The sequence below is a fragment of the Pandoraea anhela genome (assembly GCF_902459655.1).
GTDB lineage: Bacteria > Pseudomonadota > Gammaproteobacteria > Burkholderiales > Burkholderiaceae > Pandoraea > Pandoraea anhela.
In genome coordinates, this window is the sequence record NZ_CABPSB010000008.1 from 190,535 (window position 1) to 211,939 (window position 21,405).

Consider the following 21,405-nt stretch of genomic DNA (forward strand, 5'->3'; position numbering starts at 1 on the left):
TCCGCCTGTGATGTGGCCCGATGCGAGATCGATAGCCTCTTTATGCCGCTTGCCTTGGCACGCGGCCGTAAGTGACGGGAAGCGCCCTTAGTCGGTGCGACGCACCCGCACCAGCAGCCACACCATGAGGGCGGTGACGACCGCCGTCGCCACAACCGCCTTCCACACGGAGCGTGTCGCGGCCCAAGTCCCGACGGCCACGCCGGCGAACACGAAAATCGCAACCCATTCGAGTATCTTGTCGAGCGCATTCGGCGTTCGATGCCGAGGCCTGTCGGCCATGGGCCGGCGATTCGAAGTCGTCGCTTGCGCGCGCGGCGCACACGCCGGAAATGCAGCGACAAGTGCGTGGCTCGGCCACGGGTCGACGTCGGCGCGCGGGTTGCCAGTCCCGGTCGTTCGCCAGACCGCGTCGGCGTCGGCGATACGCTTCAGATCGTTGATCTCCTTGGCCAATTCCTCGGACAGATGTGTGCCGTGATCGAGTGCGGCCACCTGTTCGAGTTCGTTGGTGAGCCACCCGGTGGCGTCGGTCACGTCGGGCAGGCCGCTCGTGCGAACGAGGATGAACCCGCCGTAAGCGGTGGCGACATGATCGACGAACGCATCGAAGATCGGGCGATAGCGCTCGCCGAGCATTTCCAGGACGTTATCGCGCCGCCTCGCTGCGCGTTCCAGGGCCAATGCGCGGGTCGTTACCAGGTAGGGGTAGCGGGCGTCCTTTTCTTCAGGGGGTGAGGCTTTGAGAATCGCCTCGATCTCGTCGGCGTCGTCGTCGGGATCGAAGTCGTCGATGACATAGGCGAAGTGAATGTCTTCTGCGGCGAACAGCACCCGCCAGAAAAGCGGGAGATAAGCGTTTGCCTCTAACGACGGGCCGTCGGCGGAAAAGTAGGCCTTTAATTCGCCTTTACGGCCCTGCGGCATGCGTGGCCACGGCGGACTCTCGAGAAAGACAGGATGTGACATTTCTTGAGCCCTCAGCTGAATTAGTCGGTGCATCGGGGAGATGGCACGCCAAAACGCGTCGAACCCAACCGGGCGAGCCGGGGAAATTCTGGCCTAAATATGCAGGTTTGTCATTCATTCCCCGAACTGATAAATGTCGGTCAATTCGCTGTATTGTCGGGAGCGTGCGTCACCACGAAATGCTTTACACCGATACGCTGCTCGGCAAATGCGGCCTCACAGTATTGAAGGTAAAGCTTCCAGGTGCGAATGAAGGTGTCGTCGAACCCTTGTGCACGGACTTTGTCGAGTTGGGCTTCGAAGGCCGCATTCCAGTGTTGCAGCGTTCTGGCGTAGTCGAGCCCGAAGCTCAGTGTCTCGGTGACGCTCAGGCCGCAGTCTCGGGCGGTGCTGACGAATCGCTCGGCGCTCGGCAGCATGCCGCCCGGAAAGATGAATTCACGGATGAAGTCGCTCGACAGGCGGTACGCGTCAAAGGCACCGTCGTCGATGGTGATCGACTGGATCAGCGCGCTGGCGCCCGGCAGCAGCCGATATTTGAGGGTGTCGAAGAACGTCGGCCAGTAGGTCTCGCCCACCGCCTCGAACATTTCGATGGAGACGATGGCGTTGAACCGGCCCTGCACGTCCCGGTAATCGGTGAGCGATATCTGCGCGAGATGGCCGAGTCCGGCCGCGTCGATACGCGCCTTCGCCAGGGTATATTGCGCGCGCGAAATGGTGACGCCGTGAACCGCGATCCCCTTACGTGCCGCATGCAGCGCGAAGCCGCCCCAGCCGCAGCCGATTTCGAGAACACGGTCGCCCGGGCGTAGCTGCAGCGTGTCGATGATGTGCTGGTACTTGGCTTGTTGCGCCGCAACGAGCGAGCGGTTGGCATCGCCCTCGAACAGACCGCTGGAGTACGTCCACGTCGAATCGAGCCAGAGCTCGTAAAAGTCGTTGCCCAGATCGTAATGCGCATGAATGTTGCGACGACTCCCGGCTCGGGTGTTGCGACGCAGACGCTGGCGCAGGTGGTACCACGCGCGTGCGAGCGCGGACCCCGTCACGGTGTCGGACAACGAGGCCATATTGCGCACCGCCAGACGCAGTAGCGTCACCATATCGGGCGAGTCCACCCAGCCGGCCCGAAACGCCTCCGCGAAGCCGATATCGCCTGACTGCAATATCCGGCGGCAGGCGCGCCAGTCGTGCACCTGCAAGGTGGCCCCGGGCTGAGCGTGCGGATCGCCGAAGACATGACGCGTGCCGTCAGGGCAGATCAAGGTCAGATGCCCCGTGTGAATGCGGCGCAGGAGCGTGAAAAACCATCGCGCCGAAATCGGTACGGAGGTGTGTGGCGAGAGCAGACGAAGCGGCATCATGAGCGAATCTCCCGATCGGAGGGGGCGGCGGTTTCCGGTGAGGTTGCGGACAAGGAGGGCGGTGTTTTGCCAAAGAAGGGCACGCCCTTGCACCACAGGCGCAGGGCTTGCCAATGAATGCGGAGTACTACATTGATCGCGTTGAGCGGTTGCGCGAGCACGGCGCCCAACACGCGTTTGCCGGTGAAGGGTTCGGCTTGCATGACCACGGCGGTGCGCAGGCGCAGCGCGTCCCCGACCCGGTAGTCGATGGCGACGGTCCACGACTTCCCTTGGCGCCGGATGCGAAATTCGTACTGACCTTCGACGTCGCAAAATGGCGAGACATGAAACACCTTGCGGCACACGAGCCGGGTGTCGCCGTGAATCGCCCCGTGACCGGGCGCACTGAGCAAGTAACCGTGACGCTGGCCGAACGTGTTGCGCACATCGGCATACACCGCGCGCAAATGCCCTTCGCGGTCGTGGCAATACCAGAAGCTCACCGGGTTGAACGCATAGCCTGCCATGCGCGGCACGGTCTGCAACCAGATGGCGCCGTCTACCGCCATGCCTGCCTCGGCGAGGCGCGCCCGAATCCACGGCAACAGCGCGCTGCCGTCATGCGGGCCGTAGTCCGACGATCTCAGGCTGAGCGCGCGCCGTTTGTCCCAGGCGAACCACGGGGTGCCCATCGTTTCCGTTTGACCGAGTTCGCATGCGACCTGAAACATCGGATAAACGAATGCGTGACGCACGGGATGCAAGCGCTCATGCATCACGTGACCGCGTAGCAGCCAGACGGCGGGCGGGTGGGCGATTCCCGCTTCGACGGCCGACGTCATGGTTTCGCCCACGTCGGCAACACGCCGAAGGCGACGGCCACGCGCAGGGCCGACTTGAGGCCGTCCTCGTGAAACCCGTAGCCTGTCCAGGCACCCGCGAACCAGGTGCGCTGACGGCCTTGCAGTTCGGGCAGATGCGCTTGCGCGTCCACGGCGGCAAGGTCGAGCAGCGGATGCTCGTAGGCGTAGCGGCCCAGTACGGTGTGAGGTGCCGGTTCGTCAACCGGGTTGAGCGTGACGACCACTGGCGAGCGGAACGGCAACGCCTGAAGCTGATTGATCAGATAGCTGACGCAGACCGGCCGGTCGTCTTGTCGGGCGTGGCGCGTCTGACTGACGTAGTTCCACGCCGACCAGACACGGCGTCGCACGGGCAGCAGCTTCGGATCGGTGTGCAGGACAGCCATGTTCGGCTGATAGCGCAGCGCGCCGAGGACCTTACGCTCCGCGGGCGAGGCATCGCCGAGCAGCCGCAGGCTGTCCGGGGCGTGACCGGCGAGCACGATCGCGTCGAATCGTTCCTGCAAGCCGTCGCCGTACACCACGATCACGCCGTCGCGTTCGCGCCGGACCTGCCGCACGGGCGTATGCAAGCGGAGGTCGTCGAGCTTGGCGACCATGCGACGCACGTATTCCCGGCCCCCGCCTTCGACCGTCTTCCACTGCGGACGATGACGGATCTGAAGCAGCGCGTGGTTGAGGCAGAACCGCAGGAACGTTGCGGCGGGAAATTGCAGGATGTCCGCGGCCCGGCTCGACCAGATGGCGGCGGCCATGGGCAGCAGGTAGTGATGCTGAAATGGCTGACCGTAGCCGTTCGCCACCAGCAAATCACCGACGGACTGCCGCTCTTGCATGGCGCGTTGCAGATGCTGCTCCGCGCTGGCGTTAAAGCGCAGCACGTCGCGCAGCATGCCCAGAAAGCTTGGTGAGTACAGATTGCGGCGCTGGGCGAACACGGTGTTCAGATTCGTGCCGGCCCATTCCAGCATGCCGCCGTCCACCGACACCGAGAACGACATGTCGCTCGCCACGGCGCGCACGCCGAGTTCTTCGAACAGGGCGATCAGATTCGGGTATGTCCGGTCGTTGAACACCAGAAAGCCGGTATCGACGGGGGCAGTAACCCCATCCAGCGTGACGTCGACGGTATTGGTATGCCCACCGGCGTAACGGTTCGACTCGAACACCGTCACGCGATGCTTTCGGGCAAGGAAATAGGCGCTGGCGAGTCCGGCGATGCCTGCGCCGACGACTGCGACGCGCTGTCCGGGCGCCAGGGGCGTGATCGGCGTGATCGGCGTGATCGGCGTGATCATTGCGACCTCACGTCGGAGAGGGAGACGTCAAGGGTGTCGCGGGCGTCGGTACGCGCGGATGGGGCGCGAGGGAGGCGTTTTTCGAACAGGTAATGGCCTACGCCCCATTCGCGCCCCTTCGCATAGCCGAACAATTCGGCGACGGCCAGGTAGAACATGCGCCAGCGCTGGAACTGGACGCGGGCCTTGCTGCCGTAGCCGGTCTCTAGGAGCGGCAGGGTTCGGGGGCGCGACGCGTCGAGCGCCTGCAACCAGTCGTTGGCCGTGCGCGCGTAATGGCGGCCGTCGAGCCACCAGCGCTTGGCAATGCGCAGATCGTCCTGAAAGTGCAGCAGCAGATCGGCGCTCGGCATGGTGCCGCCGGTGAAGAAGTGGCGCGACATCCAGTCGCTCCCGTCCTCGTTCTGGAAGTGATAGGCGACTTGCCGGTGCGCGAAGATATGGACGAACAGCTTGCCGTCGTCATTGAGCCATCGGGCGATCTTGGCCAGCAGCGCACCGTAGTTCTTCATGTGCTCGAACATCTCGATGGACAGGACTCGGTCGAAGCCCGCCGTCACGTCACCGCTGCCGTCGAAGTCGAAATCCGCAACATTGCCCGTCACGATGCGCAGATTCTCAAGTCCTCGCTGCGCCGCCGCCGCTTCGATGAACCGGCGTTGCCCATGGGAGTTCGACAGGCCCACGATCTGCGCGCGCGGGAAGCGTGCGGCGAGCCAGAGCGAGAGCGATCCCCAGCCGCAGCCGAGATCCAGAATGCGCTGACCGTCCCGGATACCCGCCCGCTCCGCGTAAAGCGCAAGCATGGCCTGCTCGGCTTGCGCCAACGTCTCGTTCCCGGTGGGGTAATAGCAACACGAATACTTCATCGCCGGGCCGAGGTGTCCCGCGAAAAATTCACTCGGCACTTCGTAGTGCTGCGTGTTGGCCGCTTGCGTCTCGACGGCTATCGGGCTGGCGCGCAGATCGTCCACTAGCCTGGCGAGCGATGCGGTGGCTCGTCCGGGGTCGTGCGCATGAGCCTCGCGCAGCCGCTGGCGCATGAGGGCACGCATGCCCGCACGCAACGCAATGTCCGGCACGAAGCCCAGTTCGCACAGACGGATCAGGCCGGTTTCCTCCGGGACGGGCGGGACCGATGCAGGGGTTGCCGGCGGTTGCGTGAGGGAGGCGGTCATGAGGTCGGGCTCCTTGGGGCGTGGGGCGTGATCAGGATCAGGACAAATCAGGACGATGACGTGGCCTTCCGGGGCGGCCATGGAATGAGGGCACTGGTGGTTTGCCTGTACGTCTGATAGGTGGGGCGCGACTGCATCAGATGGGCTTCGAGAAGCGGGATGCCCGAGACTTTCAGCAGTAGCCACGCCATGAGTAACGGGGGGAAGAGTGTCAGCCATCCGCCGGGCGCGCCCACGGACAACGCGGTGTAAGCGCACCAGTGCACGCACTCGAAAAAGTAGTTCGGGTGACGCGAGTACCGCCACCAGCCCGTCTGGCAGACCTGGGTGCGATGACGGCTATCGGCGGTGAAGCGTCGCAGTTGCCGATCGGCCGACGCTTCACCGGCGACGGCGGCCAGCCAGATGAGCGAGGCGATGGCGAGGGCGAGGGGGGACGGACTCTTTGGGCTGAACGCCGGCACGAAGAAAGCGATCGCGAGCAGCATGGCGATCACGCCTTGCAACTGAAAGAACCAGAAAAGGTTGCGTCCGGCGGCATCGCCCCATTGGTCGCGGAATTTCCGGTAGCGTGCGTCCTCCGGCATGCCGTAGTTCCGACGCCAGAGATGCACGGCAAGCCGCAATCCCCACACGCCGCCGGCTACGCCGACGAAAACACGATTGATGGCGTCGCCGGTGCCCAGGCAAGCGGCCAGCACCGCAACGCCGGCGAGCGCACCTGCCCAGATCGGGTCGACCATTCCGGCGTTCCGTGTTCGCCATTGATAAACCCAGGCAGCACTCAGGGCGAGGCTCATTCCGGCAAACGCGATAGCGACGGCGACTGTCATGCGGGCTCCGTGAGCGGATTCGGGAGGCGATATCACGGTATACGGACGGCATGCGCCACCGGATGCACGATTCGGAAAAAATTTTTGACGGGGAGAAAAACGCGGGGAGGGCTGTCCGGGAAACGGACAGCCCTGTCAGGCGGCAGGGAGGTGGCAGCCCTTCATCAGACGGTCAGCAGACGGTTAGCAGAGGGTCAGGCCGGACGCACCGCGCCTGTGGCCACCACGGGGCCGGTCGGTTGCCCGGTCGGTGAGCCGCCCGGGGGTTCGATGGACACCGCCAGCACGGCATTGCTGTCGATTTGCGCGAGGATCTCGGCCGGCAGCGCCATCGAGGCGGGCTGGTCCGCGGCGAAGACGCCCAGCGCGATGGGCTTCGCGTCCTTCGGGATCAGCCAAAGCTCAGTGGCCTTGCCGGCGGCGATCGTCGGTCTGACGGCCGGGACGACGATCATGCTGGAACGGCGCGTGTCGACTGTCGCGGTCCAGTGGGCGACACCGTCCTGCCGGGCGATGGTCGCGACCATATAGGCGCTGGTCGCGGCCGGCACCGGGCCGCCCGGCTGCGCCGGCGAGGTCGGGTGGGTCAGGGTGTTGACGTTCACGGCGAGCAGCACGAGCGCTGCGACGCTCGCACCCATACCCAGCCAGCGCCACAAACTCAGGTTATCCCAGAGCGATGCGGTAACGGCAGGTTTCGGTCCTGCGTTCACAGGGAAGCCGAGATCGCGCTGGATCCGCTGCCACACCCGTGGTGCCGGCTCGACTGGCGTAACGTCCTCGACAAGCGGGGCGACGCGTTGCTGCCACTGGTCGAGACTCGTCTGAAGGTGCGGGTCGGCGCTGGCGGATTGCTCGAGTGCGCGGCGCTCGGTGGCGTCGAGCACCCCGAGCGCATACTCGGCGCAGCGCAGATCGTCGTCTTGGTTAGCGGGCGTATTCATCGAATTCATCGAATTCATCGATCCAGGCATCCCTTCAACTGCATCAGGCTGCGCCGGATCCAGCTTTTCAAGGTTCCTAAGGGGACGCTCAGACGGGTCGCCAGTTCGCTGTACGACGCACCGCTAAAGAACGCTTCGCGCACTACGCCGCGTTGCTGCGGCTCAAGCCCCTGCATGCACTGTTCCAGGCGCCGACGCGCCTCGCTGGCTTCGGCCAGCGCGGCCGGGGTCGGGTCTTCCGAGGGGATCGCCAGGGCATCCGCTTCGTCCAGCGCCGTCTCCCTGTGTTCCCTCAGACGGTCGATGGTTCGGTTGCGCGCCATCGTCATGAGCCACGTCATGGCGTTGCCGCGCGCAGGATCGAAGGCGTCCGCCCGTCGCCAGACGTTGACGAAGACGTCCTGGAGCAGGTCTTCCGCTTCGGCCCGATCCCGGACCATCCGCAGAATGACGCCGAACAGCCGGGAGGAGGTTGCCCGGTACAACTCGGCAAACGCTTCGCGATCCGACTGGCCGACGGCGGCCAGCGTGCGGTTCAGCGTCTGGTCCTGTGTGGCGGACCGGTTCGTGTTGACGTTGTCGTCCCCGAAGCCTGTACGGCTGGTGAGACGTTCCCTATGCTCGCTTTCGGGCATGTCGTTCATGCGGACGAGGCCCCCGTGTGGGCCATAGCGTTGACGTTCCGCGCAATATAACACCCCCGATGCGCCACGGCGCACGGCGTGTGATGAAAGTGGGGTCGCGGTCGTCATATCGGGGCATCCGGACGGGAGGACATGCCACTCAATACGGATGACGACGGCATTCGGATGCATCCGGGTGCGGCGCCCGGGTGGGCGCATGCCGGAATTCGCGCTGGCGCATCCGTTCCGGCATTCAGGGCAGTGATGCGTTAAGCGTCGGCGTTCGTTTCGGCGGGGGCGGTGAAAAAGCGCTCGCGCATGGCTTCGAGCCCGAGCGACGCCAGCACGCTCTCCAGACGTTGCGCCGGCCGACGGCGTGGCAGATTCTTGTACTGGGCGATGATCAGCTCGTTTTTCATCGAGTGTTCCCAGCCCACGAGTTCGGTCACGCTGACCTGATAGCCATGGGCCTCGAGTTGCAGGCAGCGCAGCACGTTCGTGACCTGACTGCCGAACTCGCGGGTATGAAGCGGGTGACGCCAGATTTCCGTCAGCGGGTTGCTGCCCAATTGCTGGCCCTTGTTCTTGCGCAGCACGGCGGCGACTTCCGCCTGGCAGCACGGCACGAGCACGATGTGCCGCGCCTGTTTTGCGAGGGCGAAGCGGATGGCGTCGTCTGTGGCGGTATTGCAGGCGTGCAGCGCGGTGACGACGTCGACCGTCTCAGGCAATGCGGGCGATGTGATCGAATCGGCCACGGACAGGTTCAGGAACGACATGCCGGTAAAGCCCAGGCGGTCGGCCAGCGCACGTGACGTCTTGACGAGTTCCTCCCGGGTTTCGATGCCGAAGATGTGGGAATCGTCGGCCAGCGCTTTGAAGAACAGGTCGTAGAGAATGAAGCCCAGATAAGACTTGCCCGCGCCGTGATCGACGAGCGTGAGCCGACCGTTCTCGGTTTTGACTTCCTGGAGCAGCGGTTCGATGAACTGAAACAGGTGATAGACCTGTTTCAGTTTGCGCCGGCTGTCCTGATTCATCTTGCCGTCGCGCGTCAGGATATGCAGTTCCTTGAGCAGTTCGACGGACTGGCCGGGGCGGATTTCGTGGGTATTCGACATGGGAACGACTTGGAAAACTGGCTGAGCAGCGGGAGGGCGGGCCTGCCCGAAACCGCTAGTTTACCGAAAAGCACGAAAGTGCTCCCGATCTCGCTGTCGTTCCGTTGACGATAAGCGGGCTTCAGTCGGCCTGGGCCAATTGAAACACGTTGCCTTCCGGGTCTTCGCCGTCGCACATCAGGAAAGGGAATCCGTCGAACCGTTTGAGATCGCGCATGCGCACGCCGTCCCTGAGCAGTCGCTCGCGCATTTCGGTAAGCCCTGACGTCACCGAAAAGACGATCTTGGCGTTTGACCGGGGGTGCATCGATGGCGGTTGTTGCCGGTACGGCTGGCGGACGAGATGCAACGCCAGCTCGATTGCCCCGGCGTTGAGGACAACCCATTCGCCCGCGATTTCCTCGACCACGGCAAGCGCGAAATACTGCTGATAGAACGATTTGAGCCGTTCGACATCGCGAACGTAAAGGATCAACCTCGATACGGGGATGGGCATGCTGACCTTCAGACCTGATTAAGCGTGGCTGGAGACACCCGACATTGGGGCTGTCGTTGCATCGACTGATAAAAGGGTACGCGATCGCGGAGGTGAAGTTCGGAAGCGTTCGCGCTTGATTTACACGACGAGACGGCGCGAGGGGAATTTAATCTGCGGTGGCAAGACTGCATAGGGACCGCATAGGGGTTGAGGGGTTGAGGGGCGAGGGGCGAGGACAACTGATTGACGGTTGGTTTTTCGACCCGGTTTGCAAAATTCGGTGAAACACCGGAGCGGGCAGGGCGGCGCAATGGTCTGTCGCCTATACTTTTTGCGTGAGTTCGGTTGCGAGAAGTTGGCGGAATCGAGCCCAACGGACGTCGCGGATCCGGCCGCGCTTTTCTTTCCCTAAGCCCTTGTTTCTTTTCGTGTGAGGAGAACATCATGGCCCGCAAATACATCGACTGCCGGGAGTTTCCGAGCGAGATGCACTGTTCCGTTGCGCTGTGCGCAGATTCCGAAGGCGAGTTGCTTGAAGCGGCTGTGCAGCATGCCGTCACGGTGCACAAGCACACCGACTCGCCGGAATTGCGCTCGCAACTGAAGACGCTTTTTCACGACGGCACGCCGCCGGTGGATTCACCGCACGGCCATTGACGGTCTGACGGTCATTGACGCTCGCTGACGGTCGGTTAGAGCCAATAACGGGCGTTAGCGGCTGTCGCCGGGCGTGGGGTTGTCGGTTGGTTGCGGCGTTCCGCTCGCCCGTCGCCGTGGGGCGTTCATTACGTCGCCACGGCACGCCCGATCGACAGAATTGGCCCTGTCGGCTTGCCAATCGGCGATCCTTGAGGCGGCTCAAGGGTAATTTCAAACAGCTGATTGGGCTGGAGCGGCGGGAGATTGTCGATAGAGACTTCGACGGGTTCTCCTGCCCGTAACAAGCCTAGCGAAACGGGGCCGGTCCATCCATCGGCTTTCGTCCATAGCTGTAGGGCCTTGTCCGCCTGCGTCGGCTCGGGCTTTAGCGGAATCAAGCGCAATTTCCGATCGGCGCCAACCTGTACCAGCCAACCAGGACTTTTATCGAGCGGAGATGCGAGCACGACGACGAAGCGGGGAGAGGGAGTGGGTGTGTTGACCTTCACCCCTAGCGTGACAGCGAGAAGCAGCGCCGCACAAGTCACGGCGCCGGAGGCCAGGCGCCAAAAGCGGATATCGTCCCAGTAGCGACGCCACACCGAGTCTCGTGCGGGCGAAATGCTCTGGCTGACGCGTTGCCAGAGTTTTGCAGACGGCGCAAGCGGGGCAACGGTATCGGCTAACGGCTGAAGCCGGGATTCCCATTGCGCAACCTTTGCGGCCAGGACCGGTTCATGCGGTAGCCGAGCCGCAACGGCTTGCCTTTGCTCCCAGGACAAGGTGCCGAGGACGTACTCGCCAGCCAGGTCGTCGAGCGCGCTGAGTTCCTCGGGCGTCATTCCATGCACTCACGAAGGGATTGCAGGCCGCGGCGCACCCATGCTTTGACGCTGCCCAGTGGCGATCGGAGTCGCTCCGCGATTTCGCTGTGCGAGCAGCCGTCGAGATAGGCGTAGAGGATACTGGCACGGCGAGGCGCATCGAGCCGTTCCAGGCATTGGGCCAGACGTCCTAGCATCAGCGGGTCGGCTTCGAGCGAGAACGAATTGGGGACATGCGATGTGGTGGCGTTCATATGGGCGTCAAGCGTGTCTTCGTCAACCTCGACTTCTTTGTTCCGACGCCGGACGGTGTTGAGCGCCTGATGTCTGACGATGCTGAAGATCCATCCTCGACCGGAGCCGCGAGCGGCATCGAAGGTCGCGGCTTGCGTCCAGACACTCACGAATGCATCGTGCAAAACATCTTCTGCCAGTTGGCGCTCGCGAACGATGCGTTGGGCGACGCCTAGCAGATAGCCTGCGTCGCGCTCATAGAGTTGCCGCAATGCCTTGGCGTCGTGCCGGGCGCATGCGGCAATCAAAGATTCGTAGTCAAACTCGTCCGTCTTTTCGTGCACAGGCACCTCTCGGAAGCGTTCGGCGGCATGTTGGCGCATGCCGCCGAAGATCGGCTACGTTTTCCGGAAAATGCCTTTGGCGTCACATCCTGTCAAGAGGCTTTCCAGAAAATGTAGTCGGCCTGATATTTGACGGTTTGTTTGGCGCCTTTGTTGGCCGCACTGCATTGCGAGGTGGGGGCTGTGCCGCCCTGAGTGGCGAGTCGCTGGATATAGGTGACGCCTTGCATCGCTCCCGAGCCTGTGGCGGGATTTGCCTTTACCAGTTGCAGAGGGATGTTGCCCGAGCCGGCGGGCGAGACGGCCACCTGAGTCGCTGTCACCTTGGAGCCGTCACGGGATTCCCATGTGGCGGGCGGGCCGTAATACTTTCCGACGGCGTTGCCGGAGCGGTCGCTCAAAATGGCGTCCGGGCCGACGAAGGTCCATTCGAACTGGCCTGCGGCATCTTTTTTCTCGCGGCATTCATAGAGGATCTCTCCTTTACCCACGGTTTGCATGGTCATGCGATGGCCATCGGGCACCTTCACTGCATCGGCAACCGGCGCTGAAGGACCCTGCATCGACGTGTTTGCGGCGCAAGCACCGAGGAGGGCGGGGGCGACCAAGCTGACAAAGACAATGCGCTTCATGGCAAAACTCCTGTGTCGGTTTGATGAGTCTGATGTCTCGGATTCGGGAGCATCATCCCCTCTACACGCGAAGCGCCGATTCGGATGCAATCAGTCACGGAGAGTTTGTGTTTTTTCGCGGCGAACCAGCGTCCGTCGCCCGGGACCGCCGCTGTCATTGCCTGTCATTGCATATCGGCAGCCATTCGAACACGATGCCTGAATCGGGATGCATGCCAACCAACGCCTCGCGGCGGATGGGCGGCAGATCTCACACCAACTGCACGAGCCGTTGCGCGTCCCGCCAGTCGAAGCCAGCGATAACGTGCCGCGCCAAAGTCGTATTTGTTATTCGCATAATGTACATTATGTTAAATAATGTAATCGCTGGGCGGAGACGGGACGGCGTCGCCGTTGGTTTGCGCAACGTTGTAGTAACCGGACACGATATAGGTGTTCCTTCGGTTTGCTCTCGACAGAATGTTGGCGCTTTCGGTGTTTGCTCGGATAGGCTCAACATTCTGTCGAGCCTCAACGGCATCGCACTTTTGGACCTAAATTCCGTCCGTATCCACAGATAACTGTCCAGAGGGGCGAATTTTCGCGAGCCCGCGTCGATACCCGCGTTTCTTCTTAGTGATTGCTATAAGATTTGGTGGAGATGTGCAGTAACCAAACATGAAGTCTCAGTCACTTCGATGGACCTGGCCAGCCAGGGTACACACATGGCAATAAGCGAAAAAGTCCGCCTCCTAAGTCAGTTCATGCCTGCGGGCTTCCGCACATTCGAGCGCAACGGTCGCTCGTATATAGCGCTAGACAAGGTTCCTTACGAGTGGTCCGAAATAATCCCTAGGTGGTTAATGGTTCAACCTGCCCGCGTCGAACACGACTCCCCGGATTGCGATCTCATTGAGATCGAGCCAGGCAACCAAGCAGCAGGCATGGCTATGACTGCAACTGCGTGGGCGGATTTTGTGCACTGGATCGGCCACGTGGCCAAAGATCGACTAAACGTGCTGGAAGAGCGCGCAGAGAGGGGCGAACAGATTGGGCTTCTATGAGCGAACTGCCATTTGATATTAACAGCGCCGATGCCCTCGGCGCACGGAGGCTCGGCTTTTTCTGCTTTTCACGGTCCACGACAAGACCAAATTTGTCAACGTACAGCATGCGAGGCACACCGGGGTCCGTTGATCGCTCTCAATCAAACGCTGCTCCGATTTGGCGAGCTCTGCGGGAGTCGTCAGTATGCAGATAGATTGACGTCGTCGAAATTGATGCGTGCCTTAAATTGTCCCGCACAGTGGTTAGCTCCGCCCCACGAATGAGTGCATGAGTTGCATGCGTGTGCCGCATCCAATGTGGGCTTGCGTTGAGTAGCTTTTCGGCCAGTTGTGGGCGATCTGTTTTCAAGGTCTCAGCAGCATCTATGAAGAAGCGTCGCACGATGCTCCAAAGACGGGCAGTCGTGATCGAACCTGGGGTGTCATCCGCGAGATGGGCGATTAGCGATACCTTGGATTTCCAGTGATTGGGGCTGATGGGGAGTTTTCGCTCTATTAAGTAGCGTTCTAACGCTGAGCGCGCAAGAGGCGGTAGGAAAACCTTGGCCACTTTCGCGCCCTTCCCGCTTACCTTTAACCAGTGATCACCTTGCGAGTCAAACTCGATAGCACCGAGCGTAGCGGCGACCAATTCGCTTGCCCGCAGGCCGGTAGCGTAGGCGATGTCGAGAATAAATCGTAGGCGCTGTGCAGCTTCGTGCGTCCATCCATACGACCATTCCAAGCCATTCGCGATGGTACGGACTAGCATCCACTCCCCCTCCGTGAACGCTCGAGACGTGTCTAGAGCGGCGGAGCGCTGAGCTTCCCTGATTTTTACCCCTGCGAATGGGTTGGCTAATACGTAGCGTTGCTCAATCAACCACCGAAACAATGCGCCGATAACCGAGAGTGCGTACGCAGCCGAGCGAGAGGACAGAGGGCCTGTGAACGGGCGCCATGAATTTGAATCTCGAAAGCTGGGCGCGCCCACCCATCGGTCCCGAGGTGTCGGCTGACGCAGGAAGGCGCGGTATGCGGTCGCGTCCTCTGCCGTGAGCGACGAAATCGCCCGTCCGCGCTCGACGATGGCCCACAGAATTAAGCGCTCGGCCTCTTTTCTATATGCTCGCTGCGTTGCTGTGGACTCTTGCAGGGAAAGCCAAGCTTGCACTGCCTCGTAATCGTTGGTGGCATCAAGCGTGCAGCTTGCACTCGGGGCGCGAAACGTTCCTCGGGAGCCGTCGACCTCGTGTGGCAAACGAAGCCGCTCCCAGGGGACGACCGAATCTCTAGGCTCAGCGGTAATCAACTGGTGCGCCCGATCGGTCAATGATCTATTGTCTGCGAAGAATGTCTCGATGGCCCGGGCACTTGCCGGGCCGAGCCCGGGGATCGCTTTCCACCATTGGCGTCGCCTCGGAATTCGCACCGTGAGGTCGGCGAGCGTTGTTACACCGTTTTGGTGGAGAGCCGCGACCGCTCGTCGGGGGAGCCACATCTCGATCGAATCCGCAATCTGTGGAGCCGGGGCATGCGCACGACGCAACGTTTCAATGGCGTTGCTAGCGGCCCTCCCCGCTTCATTTCCGCGCACAGTGCTGCCGAAGATGGCCGCTAGATCGTTACGATGGACACGTCGCGCGATTTTCATGAGCTTACGCCGAATACGGCCAACGGCGCCACGAGCGGACCTGCCCTCCCCTAATTGATCTGGCAGATACCGTGCCGTCGCTGAACGTACGGACATGCCGGCAAACCAAGCGCGAACGGCCGCTAATTCGTCTCCTGTCGGAAAGTCTGAGTGCAAGTCGTTTTCGACCGATGAGGGCTGATGCATATTCATTGCGGAGCGAGTTTTGACATTCGGTCAAACTATTGTGATAAGAAAAGTTATCACAATAGATCTGTTTTTGTGTCCAAATTTTAGTAACGGCTTTCGCGTGAGGACCGCCCTCTAAAGCCGGGCTACATGCGCCTGTGACGTCCCGCTCACAGATATCTTGGCGGCCGCCTTAACCGCGTGACCGTTTTCGGCCCTCTCCGGACCTTGAACCTGGCCTCAGCTCTACGGCTGTTTCGATTTGTTTAACTGCCATCCACACTTCCGAGTCGGCTGGCAAATCGTTAGCGGCTTTGCGCATGGTAAGCTCATCGGGCAACCTGCCATATCGGCAGCGACGAACACAGAGAAGGCCTGATGACCCGCGTGTTACTCCCGCTTGATCAACCGGAGGCGTGGCCCGCTCCATTGCTGTCTCTCCTGGACGGTCACCACGAATTGTTTCTAAACTGGCAGATCGCCCCGTGGAAGGTGAGCCCGCAGGACTATGACCGAGCGATCATTGCCGTGGGCGATGTTCTCAGGCCGTATTCGATCACAGGCTGGCACTGCACCCGCATCACAGATGTCGAGATCACGCAGATCGTCCGATCTGGCATGCAGCTGCCCGACGGTGCGATGCTGCGCCGTCGCATCGATGCGCTGGTCGCGTCAGGCCAGTTGCCGAGCGACATTGGTGACCGCCTCGCAGCGGCCAATCAGGCTGACGAGAGCAACCGCGCTGGCCGGCTGTGGTTCTGCTTTTTCCCGCCGCATCGGGCAGGCGAACATGGCATTGGGCGCTTTTTCCACCATTGGGGCGGCGAGGCGCTCTATAACTCGCATGAGGACGACCCGGTGACCTCACCGATTCTGCGTGCGATCGGGACACCGTGTGTGATCGAGGCAGACGTGCCCGTTGCCTCACTCACCCCCGGTGCCGGCCTTGCAATGAAGCTCGTTTGCATCTACCTTATTAGCCGCGGCTACGAGACGGACGAACCAGTGGAGCACGAAGACAACAGCGGCGTGAAGCCCATCGCGGCAGACTGCGTCAGGCGGGTGATCCGGTATCCCGAACACGAATTCATGGAGCTCACCGGATGCGCGGCTTGGCGACGTCCGCCCGTAACAGAACAAGGAACGCTGTTCCGGAATAGGGCCGGCGTGTGCGCGTGCAGGTAGCGCGGCACGGGTAAATGATCGCCGGGGTTCAGTCCTGCCCCTCCACGGCGCTCGCCGCTTCGAGTTCCGGCTTGAGGATGTTCCAGTGCAAAGCGAGATCGAGCCGTTCGGCGTTGAATTCAACCAGCCCCATGTTTTCGACTGCGAGGGTGATCAAGTGGATGGCAGCGGCATTTGCACATAAAAGCGTCGAAGCCATGTCGGACGTGTCGGGACCGAAGAAGTAGACGTCTGGCTCCCCATCGATACCCTTTCTCATGTGGCGAACGAATGCACCCAGCGTCGCGTGTGCCCCGTTCCCGGACGTGAACCTGTACGAAAGCTCGTAGAGCAGCGTCAGATCCGAAGCGTGTGCAAGCGTCGCAAGTTTCAGTGATCGCGGCCGTTCGTACTGCGCTTCGATCTCAGCCTTCCTTCTCCTGAAAACTTTCAGCCGCTCGTCGTTCGCGTCATTTTCATTGAGTTCGAGAACCCGGTTACATACGCCGAGATCGTGCGCTGCATCGTCCTCGCGCAGGCGCTCGAGCGTTCCCACGACCTTCACCAATCCGGCCGTGACGATGACGGACTCTGTGCACAAGCGTGCCAATGCGCGGGCTTCTGGTAGCGCTCCGCGCTCGGCCATCAGAATGCACCCCTGGAAAGCCCCCAACGCCCGCACGAACCCGGCAATGGCCCACTTCGCCTCCTCGGTGAGCCCATCCAGAGCAAAGGCTTTCCGCATTCGCATTCCCATTTCGTTCGCGCGTTCGGCGAACTGGAAGGGCCCGGCATACCGTTCACGAGCTGCTGTCTGCCAGCCCGTAAAATCGTCGGACAGGAAACCGACTTCATCAAAACTCGCCATAGCTTTCTCCGGTCACCGTACACAATGCCGCGCCAGCAGCCTGTCGAAGAACTCGGCAACGTATTGTTGAGCGTGTGGGCCGACCTTGCGCTGTTCCATATCGACATCCAAAAACTCGTGCCCGCCGAAGCGGTAGACCTCGTACCCCATCAGCCGCAGCCGACGGTCCTCCACAACCATCTCGGCGTAGCGCTGTGCGTTCGCGACGAACCGATCCGGCTCGAGGGGATCTGGTACTGCATAGTGGTGGCGACCATCGACCTCGATCACGATGCGCACGCCCTGTTCCAGCATCAGCAGAAAATCCATGCGCTGGCGTGCCAGGAACTGCTCGTCGCCGCGTTGGCGCCTGGTGTAGGGGTCGTAGTGCAGATAGACCTGCGGAATCAGCGCCGGCAACCGGTCGCCAAGCGAGCCCCCGAAGCGCTCGTAGTAACCTTGGAACACTGCAAACTCACCCGCCGAGCGGGTACCAAGCACCGTTTGGCGCAGCCGTCGAAACAACTGCTCCTTCGCGATGCTCGGGTCGCTGATGCCCTGAAGTTCGGCATACCAGTCCCGCAGGTCCTTCCAGAGCAGCAGTCCTGAACTGGGTAAGAGACGATCGAAGACCAGCACCTTGTCGGCATGCTTGACGATCTCGACGTCGTTGTTCACAGCATCGCGAAAGACCAGCTCAGGCTTCTCGCCGATCGAGGCGAAAATCAGGTTCTTCATCGTTCCGGCGACGCCAGCCTGAGCCCGTACCACCCCGTAGATGGCGTACCCGGACTCTACACTGGTCTGCCGAACCGTGAAGCCATCCCGCCTCAGTATCGCGCCAATCGCGGTGGCCAGCTCCGCCTGCTCTGCGTCGCGGCGTGTCATAGGATGCAGAAGCTTGGTCAGCAACGCGAAGAAGCGTGTCTGGCTGCACGTTAGCGCGCCGCATTGAGTCAGCAACTCTTCGTGCGACCAGTCGTCGTTGCGCAAACAGTGCTGGACTATCTGCCCGTGCAGACTGGTGCTGCCGAGCAACCCAGTCGCATCGTCTTGGATGCCCGAGACCCCGAACACCTCTCTGAGGCCGTCAACCAGCGACAGCTCGCCGAACAGGGATGCCAAAGGATTGAGGGCCTTGAGCACGTCACGCCGAACCAACGCACTCACTCGATGCTCGGCGTGGATTGTCGTCTCGCTCACGGTGTCCGCGAGATCCTCCGATGGGTACTCGCGCAGCACCTGGGCTGCCAAGTCGAGAAGGTCCGCCTCACTCCACGAGAGGATGCGTCGCCGGACGTACAACCGTTTGCTGTTGAAAGCCTCCTGCGCATCGCCTTCCTCGACGGCCTGCTGAATCCCCATGCGGACACAGGCGTCTGGAACTTCATAGGCCTTGGCTGCGGCGATGGCCTGTGCGATCTGCTCTCTGAGCGTGTCGAGAGGAATGGCCGCCGGCTTGACTAGTGACCCTTGCATTGCTTTTCCACGGCGTTGCATGAGCTGGCATTTTGACAGCTTTCGGTGCGAAGCAGCGGCTCCACTGTTGGCTGTGCGGGTTGTTCACTGACGGCTTCTGGCCGATAGCGGTCGCAAAGATCGGAGTTTCGAGGAGCGGCAACGAGTGTTGCGATTAATGTATAGATTTGCCGTCTGATTGACTGGGTGCGCCTCCGCGCCCCGTGATGGACAGCCTTAGATTCCGATACGGTTCTACTAAACGGCTGACGGCGCGTTTGCCGAAGTACGTCTCTCTGTGAATTCAGTGAGTAAGTCATCCAAAGAGTATGTTTGCTCTTCTGGCCATAAATGCGACAGACTTGCAAGCCGGTCTGCCACCATTGCTTCGGAAAGAAATCCTCGTTCAGGGACACGTTTCAACAGCGAATTTGAGATGTCGGTAACGTCTCCAAACAGTCCCCATTTGTCCGCGCCCACCGCTGTCAGTTGGGCGGCGAATGTCCTCTTCAGTGACCGTGTACCGATTTTTGGCAGACGCTTTGCCGACTGCGCGTCGCCCTCCGATTCTGCGACCCGCGCTGCGACGTTTAGGGCGTGTCGCAACTTTACACGTACCGTGGCTTGGCTAAGCCCCAAAAGCGCGGCGCCGGGCTTCTGAGAGAAAAGGTCAAATTTCTCGATTTTCGCGGGGCGCATGTTGCTGTACCTAAGCCACTCCAAAAGCGCAGCGGCGAGTGGCGGTACTGCGTAAACGCTCTGCCTACCTGGGCGGCGCCTGCGGACAAACAGCAGTATGGCCCCTTTATGAATACCTACGTCAGAGCAGCGAAGTTGTTGGATCTCTGGTATCGAAAGCATTCCGTAAAAGGATAATTTCGCAATGAGCGCGTGCTCCATTGGACATTGTTCTGGGTTTCGCTCTACTGCACGCCAAAGATACTCGATTTCATCAGGTTTCATTGTCTCCGAATCATGGCCCCGCTCGAATTCGCTTGCTGTCTGAGCGCTCGAAGCTCTAGGGCGCTCTGTCATAAACGTCTGCAACTCGCGGCTCACCGATGCATATTGCACTCGATGAAGCCAAACGAATAGCGTGCGAACGACGTCCATTACGAAACGGATGCTCTGCGGAGATTGCGGCTGCCGAAACGGCCTCCATGCGTGCTGGTTTGGATGCCTTATCCACAGGGCGGTAGGTTGTGGATTCGACAGAAATGCTTCAAAGGCAAAGAAATCTGTCTTGTCCAGCGAGCTAACAGGTTTACCTCGAGCGACGTATGCCCAATTGACGAGTTTCTCGATGGCATTCGTAAATGCCCTCTGTGTTTGTGGATTGGCGTCGTATGACCTCAACCATACTCGAATTGCCTGCAAATCATTATTCACAGCTATTAGCGGTGCCATCGGCATTCTGTAGGTTCCGGAACTGCCATCAAGCGTCGCGCTTGGATTCAACTCGTATAATCGCGCAGGCTCGGCAATTGATATGGCTGACCCCGTCGGAGTCATGCAAATAGCCCCTTGAGTTTGATCTGCTTCGTCGAGCGCGGCTAGCTGAGAGGCAGCGAGTCGCGTGACTGCCATCGATGTCGATGAGATGAACTTCGTGCAGAAGTCAGGGTCTGGACATGCAAACGAGTCAGAACATATTGAAATCCAAAGTCTTCCTCGATGTGCGTGCTCGGGACGGGTAAATGCGTAAGTAAGATGAGGGGGCAGCGGGAATAGTTTCGGGACAATTTGGGGACGAATTTCGTTCAGCAACGCTATCCAGTGGGGGTTCTCTGGGCCCTTGGGCTCCATGCGGAGAATACCCATGGTCCATGTATTCACCGAATCTAGATCTGCCAGAAAGCAAAGTGCGCAAAACATGAGCCACGTGGCATCCGTGACCTCGGCTTCGACAGGCCAACGGGACACTTCAAGACGAAGTTCGGTTTTGGGTGCACGCTCGCCAGGAATTATGTCTCTAAGATTCTCGAAGCGAGTTCGCCACACGGCGAAGGCCTTGACTTCACTAGTCGTTGCAAATTCCTCGCCGACGCCCAGGGGAGGTTCTGTGGTCATCAGGCGATCTAGGTGACCGCGATTGAATCGAAAGCGATTAAGTCCGAGAGCCCCCCATAGCCATCGCCTGAACGCCTTATAGAGGACAGCGCGTCGTCGGTCTCTCCGCGCCAGCTCGGGCGGGCTGCATTGTGCGCCTGTAGTTTGAGCCAGCTTACCCTCAACGACCCAGTGGCGTCTGAGATTGACCGTCGCATCGTCTGGCAATAATAGCGGTTCGACGCTTCTGAGCGTTTGGATTACAGCAATGCGCCGATACCTCTCGACATCTTCACTAGAACAAACCCACCCGTTAAGGTTGGGCCAATTCGGAGCAATGCGTTCGACGTTAGAGATCCATTGGAGGATTTGATCTCCCCGATCAGGCCCTTCCCGTCTAATCTCGTCCGCGGTTTCTGTCAAAAAGCGGAAATGGCCGGCATACCACGCACCACAGGTCGGGCATTGGAACGGTGTATCCAGTAGTGCGGGAGTGAGTGCGTAACGCGGCGTCTTAGCGCCGCATTTTGCGCAGGCCTCTTGCAGGACAAAGTGGTGAAAGGGGCACCGTTGCAACGCCTCTATCTGATGAGTCGGATGATGGAAACCGCTGGCAAGGCAAGCGGCGCAATAGCGAAGATGGTCGGAATTAGCGATGGCGCCGCTTAAAACGGAGTTTCTTTGGGAGATGACGCCAGTGAGAGCGTGTGT

General features: G+C 60.8%; 19 protein-coding genes. 2 read left to right on the forward strand and 17 right to left on the reverse strand.

Features of this window, described 5'->3' with window-relative positions:
* Positions 1–87: 87 nt before the first annotated feature.
* From PAN31108_RS13500 to PAN31108_RS13545, 10 genes are all read right to left on the reverse strand, one after another.
* Entirely contained in the window at positions 88–969 is an 882-nt protein-coding gene (locus tag PAN31108_RS13500; RefSeq protein WP_150669369.1) for a hypothetical protein, read from the reverse strand.
* A 140-nt stretch (positions 970–1,109) separates the two neighbouring features.
* On the reverse strand, positions 1,110–2,336 hold the full coding sequence (locus PAN31108_RS13505; RefSeq protein WP_150669370.1) for an SAM-dependent methyltransferase: 1,227 nt from the start codon (positions 2,334–2,336) through the stop codon (positions 1,110–1,112).
* A complete protein-coding gene (locus PAN31108_RS13510; RefSeq protein WP_150669371.1) occupies positions 2,333–3,160 on the reverse strand; it encodes a DUF1365 domain-containing protein in 828 nt (275 codons plus the stop codon). Before PAN31108_RS13510 ends, PAN31108_RS13505 begins: the two co-directional genes overlap by 4 nt.
* Complete coding sequence (locus PAN31108_RS13515) at positions 3,157–4,479, reverse strand: NAD(P)/FAD-dependent oxidoreductase (protein WP_150669372.1); 1,323 nt, start codon at positions 4,477–4,479, stop codon at positions 3,157–3,159. Before PAN31108_RS13515 ends, PAN31108_RS13510 begins: the two co-directional genes overlap by 4 nt.
* On the reverse strand, positions 4,476–5,657 hold the full coding sequence (locus PAN31108_RS13520; protein ID WP_150669373.1) for an SAM-dependent methyltransferase: 1,182 nt from the start codon (positions 5,655–5,657) through the stop codon (positions 4,476–4,478). The genes PAN31108_RS13515 and PAN31108_RS13520 overlap by 4 nt, the downstream gene beginning before the upstream one ends.
* A 47-nt stretch (positions 5,658–5,704) precedes the next feature.
* Positions 5,705–6,490, reverse strand: a complete 786-nt coding sequence (locus tag PAN31108_RS13525; RefSeq protein WP_150669374.1) for a DUF1295 domain-containing protein — start codon at positions 6,488–6,490, stop codon at positions 5,705–5,707.
* 194 nt (positions 6,491–6,684) lie between these two features.
* A complete protein-coding gene (locus PAN31108_RS13530; RefSeq protein WP_150669375.1) occupies positions 6,685–7,434 on the reverse strand; it encodes an anti-sigma factor in 750 nt (249 codons plus the stop codon).
* Positions 7,435–7,448: 14 nt separating this feature from the next.
* The gene (locus PAN31108_RS13535) at positions 7,449–8,078 is read right to left on the reverse strand and encodes a sigma-70 family RNA polymerase sigma factor (RefSeq protein ID WP_246183943.1); all 630 of its coding nucleotides are present in this window, start codon (positions 8,076–8,078) and stop codon (positions 7,449–7,451) included.
* A 248-nt stretch (positions 8,079–8,326) separates the two neighbouring features.
* Positions 8,327–9,178 carry a class I SAM-dependent methyltransferase gene (locus tag PAN31108_RS13540; RefSeq protein WP_150669376.1) on the reverse strand — a complete coding sequence of 284 codons (852 nt, stop codon included), beginning with the start codon at positions 9,176–9,178 and terminating at the stop codon, positions 8,327–8,329.
* Between the two features lie 121 nt (positions 9,179–9,299).
* Positions 9,300–9,674, reverse strand: coding sequence for a VOC family protein (locus PAN31108_RS13545; RefSeq protein ID WP_150669377.1), 375 nt, complete (start codon positions 9,672–9,674; stop codon positions 9,300–9,302).
* Between the two features lie 426 nt (positions 9,675–10,100).
* On the opposite strand from PAN31108_RS13545, the gene PAN31108_RS13550 reads away from it, so the two are divergent.
* On the forward strand, positions 10,101–10,313 hold the full coding sequence (locus tag PAN31108_RS13550; protein ID WP_150669378.1) for a DUF1059 domain-containing protein: 213 nt from the start codon (positions 10,101–10,103) through the stop codon (positions 10,311–10,313).
* Positions 10,314–10,441: 128 nt separating this feature from the next.
* Here PAN31108_RS13550 and PAN31108_RS13555 read toward each other — a convergent pair whose 3' ends face one another.
* From PAN31108_RS13555 to PAN31108_RS13570, 4 genes are all read right to left on the reverse strand, one after another.
* On the reverse strand, positions 10,442–11,137 hold the full coding sequence (locus PAN31108_RS13555; RefSeq protein WP_150669379.1) for an anti-sigma factor: 696 nt from the start codon (positions 11,135–11,137) through the stop codon (positions 10,442–10,444).
* The gene (locus PAN31108_RS13560; RefSeq protein ID WP_150669380.1) at positions 11,134–11,736 is read right to left on the reverse strand and encodes a sigma-70 family RNA polymerase sigma factor; all 603 of its coding nucleotides are present in this window, start codon (positions 11,734–11,736) and stop codon (positions 11,134–11,136) included. The genes PAN31108_RS13555 and PAN31108_RS13560 overlap by 4 nt, the downstream gene beginning before the upstream one ends.
* 53 nt (positions 11,737–11,789) lie before the next feature.
* The gene (locus tag PAN31108_RS13565) at positions 11,790–12,329 is read right to left on the reverse strand and encodes a DUF3455 domain-containing protein (protein ID WP_150669381.1); all 540 of its coding nucleotides are present in this window, start codon (positions 12,327–12,329) and stop codon (positions 11,790–11,792) included.
* Between the two features lie 1,182 nt (positions 12,330–13,511).
* Entirely contained in the window at positions 13,512–15,194 is a 1,683-nt protein-coding gene (locus tag PAN31108_RS13570; RefSeq protein ID WP_246183953.1) for a site-specific integrase, read from the reverse strand.
* 360 nt (positions 15,195–15,554) lie between these two features.
* On the opposite strand from PAN31108_RS13570, the gene PAN31108_RS13575 reads away from it, so the two are divergent.
* Positions 15,555–16,361 (forward strand): hypothetical protein, encoded by an 807-nt coding sequence (locus PAN31108_RS13575; RefSeq protein ID WP_124988666.1) that lies wholly within the window; start codon positions 15,555–15,557, stop codon positions 16,359–16,361.
* Between the two features lie 28 nt (positions 16,362–16,389).
* Here the strand turns inward: PAN31108_RS13575 and PAN31108_RS13580 are convergent, their stop codons facing one another.
* The 3 genes from PAN31108_RS13580 to PAN31108_RS13590 form a co-directional block, all read right to left on the reverse strand.
* Positions 16,390–17,208: a DUF5677 domain-containing protein gene (locus PAN31108_RS13580; RefSeq protein ID WP_124988665.1), complete on the reverse strand. Its 819-nt coding sequence runs from the start codon at positions 17,206–17,208 to the stop codon at positions 16,390–16,392.
* A 12-nt stretch (positions 17,209–17,220) separates the two neighbouring features.
* Positions 17,221–18,666: an AbiJ-related protein gene (locus tag PAN31108_RS13585; RefSeq protein ID WP_150669383.1), complete on the reverse strand. Its 1,446-nt coding sequence runs from the start codon at positions 18,664–18,666 to the stop codon at positions 17,221–17,223.
* A gap of 237 nt (positions 18,667–18,903) precedes the next feature.
* Positions 18,904–20,715: a site-specific integrase gene (locus PAN31108_RS13590; RefSeq protein WP_150669384.1), complete on the reverse strand. Its 1,812-nt coding sequence runs from the start codon at positions 20,713–20,715 to the stop codon at positions 18,904–18,906.
* Between the last annotated feature and the right edge of the window lie 690 nt (positions 20,716–21,405).